11 protein-coding genes are annotated in these 14,908 nt (G+C 74.7%); 7 read left to right on the forward strand and 4 right to left on the reverse strand.

The annotated features are described in order from the left end of the window. Positions 1-7: 7 nt before the first annotated feature. Genes HCJ93_RS25665 through HCJ93_RS25685 form a run of 5 tightly spaced genes read left to right on the forward strand, consistent with a single transcriptional unit; the run spans position 8 to position 5,750 of the window. On the forward strand, positions 8-1,351 hold the full coding sequence (locus HCJ93_RS25665; protein WP_167998196.1) for an O-antigen ligase family protein: 1,344 nt from the start codon (positions 8-10) through the stop codon (positions 1,349-1,351). After that, positions 1,348-3,087: a lipid II flippase MurJ gene (locus tag HCJ93_RS25670; protein ID WP_167998197.1), complete on the forward strand. Its 1,740-nt coding sequence runs from the start codon at positions 1,348-1,350 to the stop codon at positions 3,085-3,087. The genes HCJ93_RS25665 and HCJ93_RS25670 overlap by 4 nt, the downstream gene beginning before the upstream one ends. Next, positions 3,071-3,850: a polysaccharide deacetylase family protein gene (locus tag HCJ93_RS25675; protein ID WP_167998198.1), complete on the forward strand. Its 780-nt coding sequence runs from the start codon at positions 3,071-3,073 to the stop codon at positions 3,848-3,850. Before HCJ93_RS25670 ends, HCJ93_RS25675 begins: the two co-directional genes overlap by 17 nt. Beyond that, positions 3,847-5,097 carry a glycosyltransferase gene (locus HCJ93_RS25680; protein ID WP_167998199.1) on the forward strand — a complete coding sequence of 417 codons (1,251 nt, stop codon included), beginning with the start codon at positions 3,847-3,849 and terminating at the stop codon, positions 5,095-5,097. Before HCJ93_RS25675 ends, HCJ93_RS25680 begins: the two co-directional genes overlap by 4 nt. Then, entirely contained in the window at positions 5,094-5,750 is a 657-nt protein-coding gene (locus tag HCJ93_RS25685) for a YveK family protein (RefSeq protein ID WP_167998200.1), read from the forward strand. Before HCJ93_RS25680 ends, HCJ93_RS25685 begins: the two co-directional genes overlap by 4 nt. A 32-nt stretch (positions 5,751-5,782) precedes the next feature. Here HCJ93_RS25685 and HCJ93_RS25690 read toward each other — a convergent pair whose 3' ends face one another. After that, entirely contained in the window at positions 5,783-7,072 is a 1,290-nt protein-coding gene (locus HCJ93_RS25690; protein ID WP_167998201.1) for a glycoside hydrolase family 26 protein, read from the reverse strand. A gap of 218 nt (positions 7,073-7,290) precedes the next feature. Here HCJ93_RS25690 and HCJ93_RS25695 point away from each other — a divergent pair, with 218 nt between their 5' ends. Both HCJ93_RS25695 and HCJ93_RS25700 read left to right on the forward strand, forming a co-directional pair. Then, entirely contained in the window at positions 7,291-8,544 is a 1,254-nt protein-coding gene (locus tag HCJ93_RS25695) for a carboxylate--amine ligase (protein WP_167998202.1), read from the forward strand. A gap of 2 nt (positions 8,545-8,546) precedes the next feature. Further along, positions 8,547-9,812, forward strand: coding sequence for an FAD-dependent oxidoreductase (locus HCJ93_RS25700; protein WP_167998224.1), 1,266 nt, complete (start codon positions 8,547-8,549; stop codon positions 9,810-9,812). A gap of 303 nt (positions 9,813-10,115) precedes the next feature. On the opposite strand, the gene HCJ93_RS25705 is transcribed toward HCJ93_RS25700, so the two are convergent. The 3 genes from HCJ93_RS25705 to HCJ93_RS25715 form a co-directional block, all read right to left on the reverse strand. Next, positions 10,116-11,006, reverse strand: coding sequence for a chaplin family protein (locus HCJ93_RS25705; RefSeq protein WP_167998203.1), 891 nt, complete (start codon positions 11,004-11,006; stop codon positions 10,116-10,118). 227 nt (positions 11,007-11,233) lie between these two features. After that, complete coding sequence (locus tag HCJ93_RS25710; protein ID WP_167998204.1) at positions 11,234-12,097, reverse strand: ABC transporter permease; 864 nt, start codon at positions 12,095-12,097, stop codon at positions 11,234-11,236. Beyond that, entirely contained in the window at positions 12,094-14,760 is a 2,667-nt protein-coding gene (locus HCJ93_RS25715; RefSeq protein ID WP_167998205.1) for an alpha/beta fold hydrolase, read from the reverse strand. Before HCJ93_RS25715 ends, HCJ93_RS25710 begins: the two co-directional genes overlap by 4 nt. Positions 14,761-14,908 lie beyond the last annotated feature (148 nt).

Genomic DNA, 14,908 nt, shown 5'->3' on the forward strand with positions numbered 1-14,908 from the left:
ACTCGACGTGCGTCACGCCCTTGCCCTGCTCCCGCGCCGGGCGGCCGAACGGGTGCCGGTGCTGCCGCTCGCGGCGGTGATCGCCCTGCTGGCCGTGCCGCACACGGGAGACGGCGCCGGTCCCGCGGACGCCATGTCCGGGCTGCTGGTGGTGTACTGCGTGATCCTGCTGCTGCGCGAGCGGCGGCGCCCGCTGACGCCGGTGGCCGCGCTGGTGCTGGGCCTGCCGGTGGCGGGCCTCGCGCTCGCCGCCATGGGGGCGTCCTCGGCGACGGACGGGCTCACCGGCCTCGGCCGGTATCTGCAGGTCTTCGTACTGGTCCCGGCCACGGTGCTGGTGCTGACCCGGCACCGGACCGACTTCCGGCTGCTGGCCTGGACGTTCGTGGGGCTCGCGGGGTGGCAGGGGGCCGTCGGCGTGCACCAGTACGCGACCGGCACCGGCGCCACCTACCAGGGCGAGCCGATCCGGGCGGTCGGCACGTTCGGGGCGCAGGACGTGATGGGCATGGCGACGGTGGTCGCGCTCGGCGTGGTGTGCGCGGTGGGTCTCGCGCTGGGGCAGGCGCCCCGCCGGCAGCGGGCGCTGGCCGCGGGCTGCGCGGCGGTGCTGCTGCTGCCGCTGGCGCTGTCCTTCAGCCGGGGCGCCTGGATCGCCACGGCGCTGACCTGCACGGTGCAGCTGGTGCTGGCCGGGCCGCGGCGCGCGGTGAAGGCGGGCGCCGCGGTGGCCGCCGCGGCGATCGTGCTGATGGGCGGCTTCGGGGTCGGCACGGCGCAGCTTCAGGAGCGGATCGGCAGCATCGGGCAGGTCACCGACGCGCCCGACCAGTCGGTGGTGGACCGGTACGCGCTGTGGGGGTCCGCGCTCGGCATGTGGCAGGAACGGCCGCTGACCGGTGTGGGCCTGAAGAACTTCCCCGAGTACCGCGACGAGCACGCCACGCTGGCGCTCTCCTCGGGCAGCGACATCGGGGGCGCGGGTGAGGCGTACCACAAGCAGGCGCTGCTGTCGCCGCACAGCATGTATCTGCTGGTGCTCAGCGAACAGGGCCTGATCGGGCTGGTGACCCTCGCCGGCGGCTGGCTGGCGCTGCTGGTGTGCGGCCTGCGCCGGCTGCTGCGGGCGCTACGCCACGGCCCCGCCCCGGACTGCGGCCTGATCGCCTGCGGCCTGCTGATCTGGCTGCTGACCGACTTCGTCTACGGCGACATCGGCGGCCCCTCGACGGTCCTGACGGCCATGGCCCTGGGCCTGGCCGCCTGGTGGGCCCTGGCCACCGGCCCCCGCGGCACCGCCCGGCCGCACGGCGAGCCGGCCGTCCAGGTCGAGGAGGCCGTCTCCCGATGACCCTGCTCCCCTCCCGCACCCCGGGCACCCCGGGCACCCCGGACCCCACGGCGGCCCCCGGCCAGGACTCGACAGCGGCGCGGACCGTGGCGGCCGTGCCTGCTGCGCGGGCCGCGCGCCCGGGCGGCGGTGCCGAACAGGCCGCCGTCTCCGGGAAGTTTCTGGCACGGGCCACGCTCGTCACGGCCGTGCTGTCGATCGGTGGCTCGCTGCTGGGGCTGGTGCGGGATCAGTCGCTGGCGCGGCTGTTCGGGGCCGGGAGTGACACGGACGCCTTCCTGGTGGCGTGGACCGTGCCCGAGGTGGCGGCGACGCTGCTGATCGAGGACGGGCTGGCGATCGCGCTGATCCCGGCGTTCAGCATGGCGCTGGCCCGCCGGGCCAGGGGTGTGCCGGGCGATCCGGTGCGGGAGCTGGTCGCCGCGACGCTGCCCCGGCTGTGCCTCGCCTTCGCCGCGGTGGCCGCGCTGGTGGCCGCCGCCGCTCCGCTGCTGGTGCGGGCGCTCGCCCCGGGACTGCCCGATCCCCGCCTCGCCGTGGACTGCACCCGGCTCACCGCGATCAGCCTGCTGGCGTTCGGCCTGGCCGGCTACTGCAGCGCCGCCCTGCGCGCGCACCGCAGCTTCTTCGCTCCCGCGGCGATCTACATGGCCTACAACACCGGCATCGTCGCCGCGATGTTCCTGCTGGGCGCCACCTGGGGCGTGCGGTCCGCCGCGGTGGGTGTGGCGATGGGCGGCGTGCTGATGGTGGTGGTGCAGCTGCCGTCGCTGTGGCGGCATCTGACGTCCCGTACGCACACGCCCGTGGACGTCCGGGACTCCGGTGACGATCCGCACCGACCGGTGCGGCTGGCGCTGATCGCCGCCGTGCTGCTGTTCGCCCTGTGCCGCCAGTCGCAGGTGCTGGTGGAGCGCTTTCTCGCCTCCTCGCTGCCCGCGGGGGCCATCTCGCACCTCAACTACGCGCAGAAGGTCGCCCAGATCCCGATGACGCTGTCCCTGATGGTGGTCACCGTCACCTTCCCGGTGGTGGCGCGGGCCCTCGCGGACGGCGACACCGAGCGGGCCCGCAGCCGGGTGGAGCGGGACCTGGTGCTGGCTTCCTGCGTGGTGCTGCTGGGTCTGTGCGCGGTGCTGGCCTGCGCCCCGCAGATCATCGAACTGCTCTTCCAGCGCGGCGCGTTCACCGCGGCCGACACCGTGGCCACGGCGAACGTGATGCGCGTGTACGCCCTCGGTCTGCTGGCGCAGACCCTGGTGGGCGCCCTGGTCCGCTCCTACTTCTCGGCGGGCCGCCCCTGCTGGTACCCCCTGCCGGTGATGGTCGCGGGTGTGGCCGCCACCTCGCTGATCGGCGCCGTCACCGTGGGCCCGTGGGGGGTTGCGGGGATCGCCGCCGCCAACGCCTTCGGCATCACCGTGACCGCCGCCCTGCTGCTCGCCGGTCTGCGCTCCTCCCGGCGCGGCGGCAGCCCGTACGGCGTCTCGATCCGGGTGCGCAAGGTCCTCGCCGAGCTGAGCCGGCCCGTGCTGGCCGCCGCCGCGGCGACCGCCGCCGGATGGTTCACGGCGGGCAGGACCGACTCCCCGGCGGCGGGCCTGGCCGCCGGCGGTCTGGCCGTCACCGCAGTCTTCGTCTCCCTCGCCTGGGCCCTAGGCGTCCAGGGTTTCGCATCCGCTGTGCGCCCCGTACGCGCCGTCACACGAAAGCTGAATCATGGCCGCTTCCGTTGATTCCGTCACCACCGGCAGACCCGGCAGACCCGACGCCCCGCTCCGGGGGTCCGTCCCGTGGATCGCCATGTACCACTCCGTGGGCGACTGCTCGGACGATCCGTACCGCATCACCGTCACCCCCGAGCGGCTCAACCGGCAGCTGGCCTGGCTGCGGCGGCGCGGCCTGCGGGGGGTGTCCGTCGCCGACCTGCTGGCCGCCCGCGCCCGCGGCGAGGGCCGCGACCTGGTCGCCCTCACCTTCGACGACGGCTATGTCGACTTCCTCACCGGCGCGCTGCCGCTGCTGCGCCGCTGGAACTGCGGCGCCACGCTCTTCGTGCTGCCCGGGCGTCTCGGCGGCGACAACGCCTGGGACCCGCTGGGCCCGCGCAAGCCGCTGCTGAACGCGGCCGGCATCCGGCAGGCGATCGAGCACGGCGTGGAGATCGGCTCGCACGGCCTGACCCATGTCGACCTGACCAGGGCGGACGACGCCGCCATCAAGGCGGAGGTCACCGAGAGCCGCGCCCTGCTGAGGGAGCTGACCGGCGGCCCGGTCGAGGGCTTCTGCTACCCGTACGGCACGGTCGACCAGCGGGCCGTGCAGGCCGTGCGGGAGGCCGGCTACCGCTACGCCTGCGCCATCGACCCCGGCCCGCTGACCGGCCTGCTGGCGCTGCCCCGCGTCCACATCGGCCAGAACGACACCGCCTGGCGGATGTTCCTCAAGCTGCGCCTGCACCGGCTGCGCCGCCGCCCGGCGAAGGGGGACGCGGCATGAGGGTCCTGCACATCATCACCGGCCTCGGCGTCGGCGGCGCCGAGCAGCAGCTGCGGCTGCTGCTGCGTCACCTCCCGGCCGACTGCGAGGTGGTGACGCTCACCAACCCGGGCGCGGTCGCCGACGGTCTCGCCGCGGACGGGGTCCGCGTCACCCACCTCGGCATGCACGGCAACCGGGACCTGACCGCCCTGCCCCGCCTGGTGCGCCTGATCCGCGCCGGCCGCTACGACCTGGTGCACACGCATCTGTACCGGGCGTGCGTCTACGGGCGGCTCGCCGCGCGGCTCGCGGGGGTGCGGGCGGTGGTGGCCACCGAGCACTCGCTGGGCGACACCCAGATGGAGGGCCGCCGGCTCACCGCCGGGGTGCGGGCCCTGTACCTGGCCGGCGAGCGGCTGGGCTCGGCGACGGTGGCGGTGTCCGCGGCGGTCGCCGACCGGCTCAAGCGCTGGGGGGTGCCCGCACCGCGCATCCAGGTGGTGCCCAACGGCATCGACCTGGACGGCTTCCGCTTCGACGCCGGGCGGCGCGCCGCCACCCGGCGCCGGCTCGGCCTGCCCGAGGACGCGTTCGTGGTCGGCGGCATCGGCCGGCTCGCCCCCGGCAAGCGGTTCGACGTGCTGGTGCGGGCGCTGGCCCGGCTGCCGGAGGACTGCTGGCTGCTGCTGGTGGGCGGCGGGCCCGAGGAGCACCTGCTGCGCCGCACCGCCCAGGAGGCGGGCGTGGCGGGCCGGGTGCTGTTCACCGGGGAGCGCCCCTACATCGCCGACGGCTCCGCGGGCCCCGATCTGCCGTCGCTCACCTCGGCCATGGACCTGTTCGCCTCCCCGTCCGCCGACGAGGCCTTCGGCCTGGCGGCGGTGGAGGCACTGGCCTCCGGGCTGCCCGTGCTCTACGCGGCCTGCCCGGCGATCGAGGATCTGCCGCCGTCCGAGACCGGCGGCGCCCGGCGGGTGCGCGGCGGGCCCGAGGAGTACGCCCGTGCGATCGCCGAGGCGCGTGCCGCGGGTCCTGGGCCGCGCACGGTCCCGCGGGCGGCGCACCGCTACAGCATCAGCCGCAGCGCGGCTCGGCTGATGGACGTGTACGCGGCGGCCCTCTCCGGTCCGGGTGCGTCACCGCGCGGCGCGTTCCTGCCCGCCCCCTCACCCCCGGCGTCCCCCGCGGCGCCCGCCGCTTCCCCGGCATCTTCGTCCGTCTCGTCCGTCTCGTCCGCCTCGTCCTTCGGAGCAAGCCCGTCATGACCGACTCCCCGACCCGTCAGCGCCGCCCGTCCCTGGCCCGTGCCGGTGCGCTGCCGTCCTGGTCCGTCATCGCGGCCGGCACCCTGCTCGGCGGTCTCATCGGCGGCGCCTACGGCCTGTTCACCCCGACGACGTACACGGCCACCAGTTACGTCGTCGCCGTGCCGACCTCGAAGTCCACCCCGGAGGCCGCCCGTGGTTTCGCGCAGGCGTACGGCCGGGTGGCGACGCAGCTGGCGGTGCTCGGGGACGCCCAGGTGTGGGCGGGGGTGCCGGCCGGGACGCTGCGCGAGAGCGTGCGTGCCTCCACCTCGCCGGACGCCCCGATGGTCGCCCTGTCGGCCACCTCCTCCGAGCCGGGCCGGGCGGCCGACATGGCCAACGCGGTCTCGCGCGCGCTCACCCAGCACGCGGAGCACAGCAAGGCCAGCACCCAGGTGCGGCTGGTGCAGTTCTCGCGGGCGGTGCGGCCGAGCGAGCCCACCTCCGCCTCCCCGGGTGTGACGGCCCTGGTGGGCGCGAGCGCCGGCGGCCTGCTCGGCGGCCTCGGCCTGCTGGCACGGCCGAGGCGAGGCGGCCGGGACGACGAGGCCGTCCCGGCCGCTTCGGTGCCCGGTCCGGCCACCGCCGCCGATGCGCACGGCAGGCGGTGATCCCGGTGCCGGCCGGGCCGGAGGCGAGGGCTCTACCACCACGTGAAGCGGATGCAGAGCCGCCCGCCGAGCCAGTGCTCCACCCAGTCACCCAGGTCCAGCACCGAGCAGTTCGGCGGCTCGGCGGGACCGGGCGGCAGCGTGGGGGCCGTGGGTGTGGGTGTGGGCACCGGGTGCCCGGGGTGCTCGTGACGGCCGGAGAGGACGGACCGGTAGACGTGCGCCGACCGCGGATTGGTCTCGCACTGCCACACCCCGTGCGGGCAGTAGTCGGTCAGTGTGTTGTACACCGGCCGGTGCTCGGCGATCCAGGAGAGCATGCGCCGCATGTACTCGGGATTGTCGCCGTTGCGGAACAGCCCCCATTCCGGGTAGGAGACGGGCTTCCGGTGCGCCCGGGCGAATTCCACGTGGTGCCGCAGCCCGTACGGTTCACTCACCTGCTCGTCGAACGAAATTCCGGACGGCTGGTCGTAGGAATCCATGCCGAGAATGTCGACCACGTCGTCGCCGGGGTAGCACTCGGTCCACGGGACGGCGTCCCGGCCGCGGTTCGGGGTGAAGTCGAACCGGAATTTCTGGCCCGGCACCGCACGCATCGCGGTGACGATCCGCCGCCAGTACGTCTTCCACGCCTGGGGGTCGGGACCGCAGCGGTGGGTGTAGGTGGTGCCGTTCATCTCCCAGCCGAGCACGATCACGGTGTCCGGCACCTTCAGCCGCACCAGCCGTTCGGCGAGGGTGCGGAAGTGGTGGTCGAACTCCCCGGCCGCGCCGCGCCGCAGCAGCTCCCGGACCTCGTGGTCGGGCACCCCCTCTTCGTTGCGGGCCTGCATGGGGACGTTGAGGACGAACATCCGGCCGGGCTCGGCGTTGCGCCAGCCGGCCCAGGACTCGAGCCACTGGGCCCTGCCCTCGATGTCGCTCCAGTGGACGCCGGGCAGGTAGGTGTGCCCGACGGTGAGTTCCGCGCCGCCCAGCCACTGGCTGAACCGGGCCATCCGCTCCACGCCCTGCTGGTCGGAGGCGAGGAAGACGCCGAAGGGCGGGTGCTCCCGGCCGGCCGCGGTGGTCCGGTCGGGCGGCTGGGGCAGCAGCGGTACGGGGGCGCCGGGCGCGGGCGCGGGGGGCGCGGGCGCGGCGGGTCCGGCCGGACCCGCGGTGCCCGGGACGCCCGGGGCGCGGCCGTCGTCGACCGGCAGCACCGTGGCGTCCACCCCGGTGACGAGCAGCCCCGCCGCCAGGGCGGCGGACACAGCGAGCGCCGCGGCGCCCCGCACCGGCCGCCTGCGCTTTCGGACCCGCTTGTCGTGAGGGGCCATGGCTGCTCCTTCGGTCGGGTCGTTCGCGCTCGTATCGCTCACGCGATTGCTCACGTTATTGACGAACAGTCACATGAAAGTCAGTCACAGATGATCCACCGACGCCACCGTCGTTGCGGCTTTCGAGTGCCGTTCTCGCCCGAGCGGGCGAGCGGACGGAATACGGGCGGATGCCGGCGATGAAAGCTCCGAGCCGCTCCCGAGGAAAGCGAGAATGCGTGTCGCTGCTCGACACCGGCGTCCCGGCCGTGGTGCTGCGGACCGACCGGAACCCTTTTCACCACGGAACGCTCGGCGCCGTCCGTTCCCTCGGCCGGGCCGGCGTGCCCGTGCATGTGGTCGCGGATGTGACGGGCAGTCCGGTCGGCCGCTCGCGGTATGCGACCCGGCTGCACGCCCCGCCGCCCCCGCAGGCCTCCGACGCCGATCTGCTCACCGTGCTGCGCCGGGTGGCCGGCGAGATCGGGCGGCCTGCCGTGCTGGTGACCATGGACGACGCCTGCGCGATCGCCGCGGCCCGCCTGCGCGAGGCCCTCGCCCCGTCCTATCTGCTGCCCGAGATGCCCGGATCGCTGGCCGAACGGGTCGCGGACAAGGCCGAGTTGGCCGCGGTGTGCGCCTCGGCAGGGCTGCCGCACCCGCGGACCCTGGTCCCGGACAGTGCGGTACGCGCCGCCGACGACGCGCGGCGGCTCGGGCTGCCGGCGGTGGCGAAGTGGAGCCGCCCCTGGCTGCTGCCGCCGGGCCGGGGGCTGCGCAGCACCCAGCTGGTGCACACGGCGCAGCAGGCCCGGCAGCTGTACGAGCGCAGCGAGGAGGCGGGCAGCCCGCTGCTGCTGCAGGAGTTCCTGCCGCCGGGGCCGGACCGCGACTGGTTCTTCCACGGCTACGCCGATCACTCCGGCGCCCTGCGTGCGGGCGGGCCGGGCCGCAAACAGCTCGCCTGGCCGCGCGGCGCGGGCCTGACGGCGGTGGGCCGCTGGACCCCCAACCCCGAGGTGCGCCGGCTGGCCGAACGGCTGGTCGCCGCGCTCGGCTACCGCGGCATCCTCGACCTGGACTTCCGGCGCTGCGGCGCCACCGGCCGCTACCACCTGCTCGACTTCAACCCGCGGCCGGGCGCGCAGTTCCGGCTGTTCGCGGACAGCGCGGGCGTGGACGTCGTACGGGCCCTGCACCTGGACCTGACGGGCCGTGCGCTGCCGGACGGGGAGCAGCTGGCTGGGCGGGAGTTCGTGGTGGAGAACTACGCGCCGCTGGCCGCGCTGCGCGGCGCGCCGGACGGGCGCGAGCTCGCCTGGTACGCGGCGGACGACCGCGGTCCCGGGTGGGCGATGTGGTCCCTGTGGTGCCGCCATGTCTCCGGCCGGCTGCGGCAGCGCCTGATCCCGAGGCCGGCGGCACCGGCCACCCCTGTGATCCCCCGGGCGGCCTCACCCTTGCCGACCGACAACGAGAAAGCGAGCAGTTGATGATGTACGACCTTCTGGTGGTGGGTGCCGGTCCGTACGGGCTGTCGATCGCGGCGCATGCCGCGTCCGCCGGGCTGAGCATGCGGGTGTTCGGCCGCCCCATGGCGTCCTGGCGCGACCACATGCCCGCCGGCATGTTCCTGAAGTCCGAGCCGTGGGCGTCCAACCTGTCCGACCCGGCGGGCCGCTGGCGGCTCGACGTCTACTGCGCCGAGAACGGGCTGACGGCGCGTCACGCCCACCCGATCCCGGTGGAGGCGTTCGCCGGGTACGGCCTGTGGTTCGCCAAGCACGCGGTGCCCGACGTGGACGAGCGCACCATCGTGAGGCTGGCGACCGCGCCCGGCGGTTTCGTCGCGGTCACCGAGGACGGCCAGGAGGTGCATGCGCGCACCGTGGCGCTGGCGGTCGGTGTGATGCCGTTCATCGAGGTGCCGCAGGCGCTGCGCGGGCTGCACCCGTCGCTGGTGACCCACAGCAGCCACCACAGCGACCTCGGACAGTTCCGCGGCAAGGACGTCACCGTGATCGGCGGCGGGCAGGCGGCCCTGGAGACGGCGGCGCTGCTGGCCGAGCAGGGCACCCGGGTGCGGGTGCTGGCGCGGGCGGACCGGCTGGTGTGGAACGACGTGCCGCCGCCGTGGGAGCGCCCGTGGTGGCAGTCGGTGCGCTCCCCGCACAGCGGTCTCGGCCCCGGCTGGAAGAACTGGTTCTACTCCGAGCGTCCGGGCCTGTTCCGGCGGCTGCCGGAGTCCACGCGGGCGCGCATCGCCGCGACGGCGCTCGGTCCGGCGGGCGCCTGGTGGCTGCGGGACCGGGTGGAGGGCGCGGTGGAGGTGTCACCGAGCCACGAGGTGACGGCCGCCACCGCGGTGCCGGGCGGGGTGCGCCTGGACGTGCTGGGCCGTGACGGCTCGGTGCGCTCGATGGAGACCGAGCATGTGATCGCGGCGACCGGCTTCAGGGCCCGCTGCGACCGGCTGGGCCTGCTCGCTCCGGAGCTGCGCCGCGGCCTCGCCACGCTGCCCGACGGCTCCCCCGATGTCGGGCGGTGCTTCGAGTCCTCGCAGCCCGGGCTGTTCCTGGCGGGCCTGATCACCGCGTCCGGCTTCGGCCCGGCCATGCGCTTCGTGCACGGGGCGACCTTCACCGCCTCGACCCTGGTCCAGGGCGTGCGGCGCCGGCTCCGTTCGACGCCGGCCCGCGGCCGGGTCCCGCTGCCGGCGAGCGCGGGCCGCGCCGAGACGCCGGCTCCGGTGACCCGCTGACGGTGCCCTGCTGACGGGGCCCCGCGGGGCGTGGCAGGGCCGCCGACGGGATCACCCTCCCGTCGGCGGCCCTTTGCCGGTCGGCGGGCCTTGCCGGTGGCGGGCCTTGCCGGTCGCCGGCCGGCTTGTCAGTCGGCGGGAACGCCCGCGCGCCCGGAACGGCTCCGGCACGGCCGCGCCCCCGTCCGGCTCGGTCACACGATGGCGGCCGTGTCGAACGGGGGCGGTTGGCCGCCGGGGCGGCGGCGGGGCCGGACGGAGAGGTTCGGCGCTCAGGGTGTCCGCCGGGGGCGGAACGGGGCTCTAGACGCGGGACGCGGCGCGACCGCGGCGGTAGAGCACGGCACCGCCGACGAGCATCGCGGCACCGGCCGCCGAGGCGGTGAGGAGGCCCTCGCTGCCGGTCTGGGCCAGGCTCGGGGCCTCGGGCTCCTTCTCCTCGGCCGGGGGCGCGACGACCTGCGTCGTCGGCGGCTTCTGGGTGGACGGCGGGGTCTTGGTCTCCTTCTCCGGCTCGTCCGGGGTGGAGACGCTGTTCTCGCAGTAGTTCTCGTACGCGGTGTTGAAGATGCCCACGACGTCGATGTTGTTGCCGCAGGCGTTCACCGGGACGTGGACCGGGAGCTGGATCAGGTTGCCGGAGAGAACACCGGGCGAGCCCTCGGCGCTGCCCACCGCCTGCGGACCGCCCTTGCCGTCGGAGTGGTTGACGCAGGTGTTGTCGGCGGTCTCGTTGAACAGTCCGGCGCCCGCGATGTTGTTGCCGCAGACGTTCACCGGGACGTGGACCGGCACCTGGACGTTGTTGCCGGAGCCGACACCGGGCGAGCCCTTGGCGACTCCCTCTGCCTGCGCGCCACCGCCGGAGCCGTCCTCGGCGGCGGACCTCGTGGACGCGGCACGGGACGACGAGGTGGAGGAGGAGTCCGCAGCGGCGGACTTCTTCTCGTCGTCCGTGTTGGCGCACACGTTGCCGGCCGCTTCGTTGAGCGCGCCGACCGCGCCGACGGTGTTGCCGCATACGTTCACCGGCGCCTCAACCGGCACCTGGACGTTGTTCCCGGACAGCACGCCGGGAGAGTTCTCGGCGGCTCCCTCCGCCTGCGAGTCGGCGAGGGCCGGGGCACCGTAGAGGGACAGAATGCCCGTGGCGGCGGCCGCCGCGAACACTCCCCTGCTCAGGGTCTGTCGCAATGTCGTTGTCTTCCTGCTTGAAGATTTGGGAAAGCCGGCCTTTGCGAGGAGACCGACATCCGGAGGTCGGCCTTCTCTTGGCGTCGCATGCCCTACTCCTTCATCAACCCGGTCCACAGGGATCGGTTGCGCAGGTTCACCCGGATGGCCCGCACCGGTCGCGGGCGGCGCGCGGCGGCCGTCCGGGGACGACGACGCGGTGGAAGTGACGGTCCGTGAAGGTCCGCCTAGGACACCACGTCCTTGCGGGCGAAGCCGCGGAAGGCGGCGGCGAACAGGACCAGGGCGCAGGCGACGGAGACCGCCGCGCCCTGGATCATCCCGGACCACTCGGGCGTGGGCTGGACCGCGTCGATCCAGGCGAACTGCCAGTGCGCGGGCAGGAAGTCCCGCCAGTGGCCGAGCGCGGTGACCGCGTCCAGCACATTGCCGGCGATGGTCAGTCCGACCGCCCCGCCGACCGCGCCCAGCGGGGCGTCGGTGCGGGTCGACAGCCAGAACGCCAGGCCCGCCGTGACCAGCTGGGAGACGAACAGGTAGGCCACGACCACCACCAGCCGCTGGGCCGCCGTGCCGGCGTCCAGCGCACCGCCGGTGGGCAGGTGCAGGGAGCCCCAGCCGTAGGCGGCGGTGCCGACGGCGAGGGCGACCAGCGGCAGCAGCACCATCGCGGCGAGACTGAGCCCCAGTCCGACGATCAGCTTGGACCACAGCAGCCGCATCCGGGGCACGGGCGCGGCCAGCAGATAGCGCAGGGAGGACCAGCTCGCCTCCGAGGCCACCGTGTCCCCGCAGAACAGGGCGACCGGGATGACCAGCAGGAAGCCCGCGGAGACGAAGAGGCTGACGGCGGCGAAGTTGGCGCCGGAGGCGGTGGCCGTGTCCATCAGCGTGACGCGGTCGCTGCGGCCTCCCGGCTCGCCGCCGATCGCGAAGGCGGTCGCCAGCACGAACGGCAGGGCGGCCAGCACCGAGTACATCACCAGTGTCCGGCGGCGTTTGAGCTGGCGGACCAGCTCCACCCGCAGGGGCAGGGTGCGGCCGGCCCGGTAGCCGGCCGCCTCGGGGTGTCCGGTGAGCGTGCTGCTCATGCCGAGCCTCCGATCAGGGTGAGGAAGGCGTCCTCCAGGCGGCGGTGGGGGCCGACGGAGTGCACGGGCACCTCCAGGCGTACGAGGTCGGCGACCAGACGCTGGGCGCTGCCGTCCGCGTCGAGGCGGACCAGCAGCCCGTCGTCGGTGCGCACCGCGGAGGCCACGCCGGGCAGCGCGTCGACCTTCTCGACGACGGCGTCCTCGACGGCCGTGGCGGTGCCGACGAGCAGCGTCTCGCCCGAGCCGGTGATCTCACCGACGGGGCCCGCCTGGACGAGCCGGCCGCGGTCCATCACCACCAGGTGGGTGCAGGTCTGCTCGACCTCCGCCAGCAGATGGCTGGAGACGATGACGGTGCGCCCGGCGGCGGCGTAACGGATCATCACCTCGCGCATCTCGCGGATCTGGGGCGGGTCGAGCCCGTTGGTGGGTTCGTCGAGGATGAGCAGGTCGGGCAGGCCGAGCATGGCCTGGGCGATGGCGAGCCGCTGCCGCATGCCCTGGGAGTAGGTGCGCACCGCGCGGGCGAGGGCGTCGCCGAGTCCGGCGATCTGCAGGGCCTCGTCGAGGTGGGCGTCCTCGGGCGGGCGGCCGGTGGCCTTCCAGTACAGCTCGAGGTTCTCCCGGCCCGACAGGTGCGGCAGGAAACCGGCGCCCTCGACGAAGGCGCCGACCCGGGAGAGCACCGGGGCGCCCGGCCGGATGGCCTGGCCGAAGACCCGGATCTCGCCGGCGTCGGGCTGGATCAGGCCCATCAGCATGCGCAGGGTGGTGGTCTTGCCGGCGCCGTTGGGTCCGAGCAGGCCGAGCACCTGGCCGCGTTCGACGCGGAAGGACAGGTCCTGGACGGCGTACCGGTCGGCGGAGCCGGCGTAGCGCTTGCTCAGGCCGGTGATCTGCAGCGGCACGTCGGCGAGTGCGGGGTCGGGAGCGCCGGCGCCCCGGCCGGCCGAGGTGCGGCGGCGGCCGGTGAGGATCAGGACGAGGGCGACGGCGGCTGCGGTGAGCGGCAGCCACCACACCCAGGAGGGCAGGGGTGCCGCGGCGGTGCTGACGCCGGGCGCGGTCGGCACCGTGAGGTCGCTCTTCAGCGCGACGGTGTACTTCGCGGGGGCGGCCGGGGAGGCGTAGGCCAGGTCGGTGGAGGCGAGGACCAGGCGCAGCCGGTGGCCCCGCTCGACTTCGTGGTCGATGGCGGGGAGGGTGAGCCGGACGTCCTTGCCCTTCTTGGCGTTCTCGATCCGGACGGGGGTGACCAGTTGGGAGGGCAGTACCTGCTGCCGTCCGTCCGGGCCGACGTCGTAGACCTTGGCGAACAGGACGGCGTCCTCGCTGGAGGAGGTCACGCGGACGGTGGCCGTCGGCGAGCCGGTGATGCGCAGGTCCTCGCGGAGCGGGGCGGAGTCGAAGCGGGCGTGCTGGCCGGGGAAGTCCAGGGAGACGCCGACGCCGAGGGAGGACAGCCGGGACAGCCCGCCGGACTCGCCGAGTCCGGGGAGGGCGGAGACGGCGGGCGGGCCCGCCCCGGCCGGATTGTCGAAGGTCTGCTCGCGTCCGGTGAGCGGGATCTCGCGGGGTCCGCTGTGCAGGCCGGGGTAGCGGTCGGCGCTCGCGCCGCGCAGCTGGGCCTCTCCGTCGGTGGAGTCGACGCCTCCGGTGCGGGTGACGCGGAAGGCGGGCCCGGTGTCCGTGCTCTTCTCGCCCTTGAGGTGACGGTCGAACCAGGCCCGCACGCGGTTCTCGACGCGGGTGGTCTCCATGTCGCCGCCGTCGTGGCCGCCCGCGATCCAGTCGACGTCGACGGGGGCGCCGTTGCGGCGGATGGCCGTGGCCGTGGCGTCGGACTGGCCGAGCGGGAAGAGCGAGTCGGACTGGCCCTGCACCAGCAGGGTGGGCACGTCGATGCGGTCGGCGACCGCGGACGGCGAGCGCTGCTCCAGCAGGCGGCGGGCCCCGGCGTCGGGGGTGCCGGACTCGGCGACCCGCTGATACATCCGGCACAGCTCGGGCTGGAACCGGTCGCAGCCGCCGCCGGCGCTGACGAAGAGACTCGCCCACAGCTTCTTCAGCACGCCGTTCGGGAACAGCGCGTCGGCGAGGTCGTAGTAGGTGAGGGACGGGGCCAGGGCGTCGATCCGGTCGTCGTGCCCGGCGGTGAGCAGCGAGACGGCACCGGCGTAGGAGGCGCCGGCCATGCCGACGCGGGGGTCGCCGGGCTTGTCCAGGCGGACCTCCGGCTGCTTCGCCAGCCAGTCGACCAGCCGGCGGGTGTCGGCGACCTCGCCCTTCGGGTCGTTCAGGCCGATCTTCCCGGTGGACCGGCCGAAGCCGCGCGCGGACCAGGTGAGCACCGCGTATCCGTCGCGGGCGAGGGCCTCGGCCTGCTCGCGCACATCGTTCTTGCTGCCGCCGAAGCCGTGCCCGAGCAGCACGGCGGGGCGGCGGCCGGCCGGTCCCGCGGTGAAGTACGAGGTGTCGATGCGCACCCCGTCGCCCATCGTCATCACCCGGTCGGCGCGCCGGACGGAGGGCGGCTCGTCCGAGGCGATCACGCCGTAGGTGCCGGCTCCGGCGAGTACGACGACGGCGGCCCCGGCCGCGAGCGCCCCTCGGGGCCGCAGCGACCGGAACCACCGCAGGCCGGGCAGTCGAAGATCCATGCGAACCACGGTACGGGGTGCACCCCCCGTCCCCCTGCCGCCCGGAGACCGAACCTCGTCACCTCCCGCTGGTGTACCCACCGGTCCCCGCATACCGCGGCCGTCGTACGAGAATCTGGCCACGGCCTCTCACCGGGCGCGTCCCGCA

The sequence above is a fragment of the Streptomyces composti genome (assembly GCF_012034205.1).
Taxonomy (GTDB): Bacteria; Actinomycetota; Actinomycetes; order Streptomycetales; family Streptomycetaceae; genus Streptomyces; species Streptomyces composti.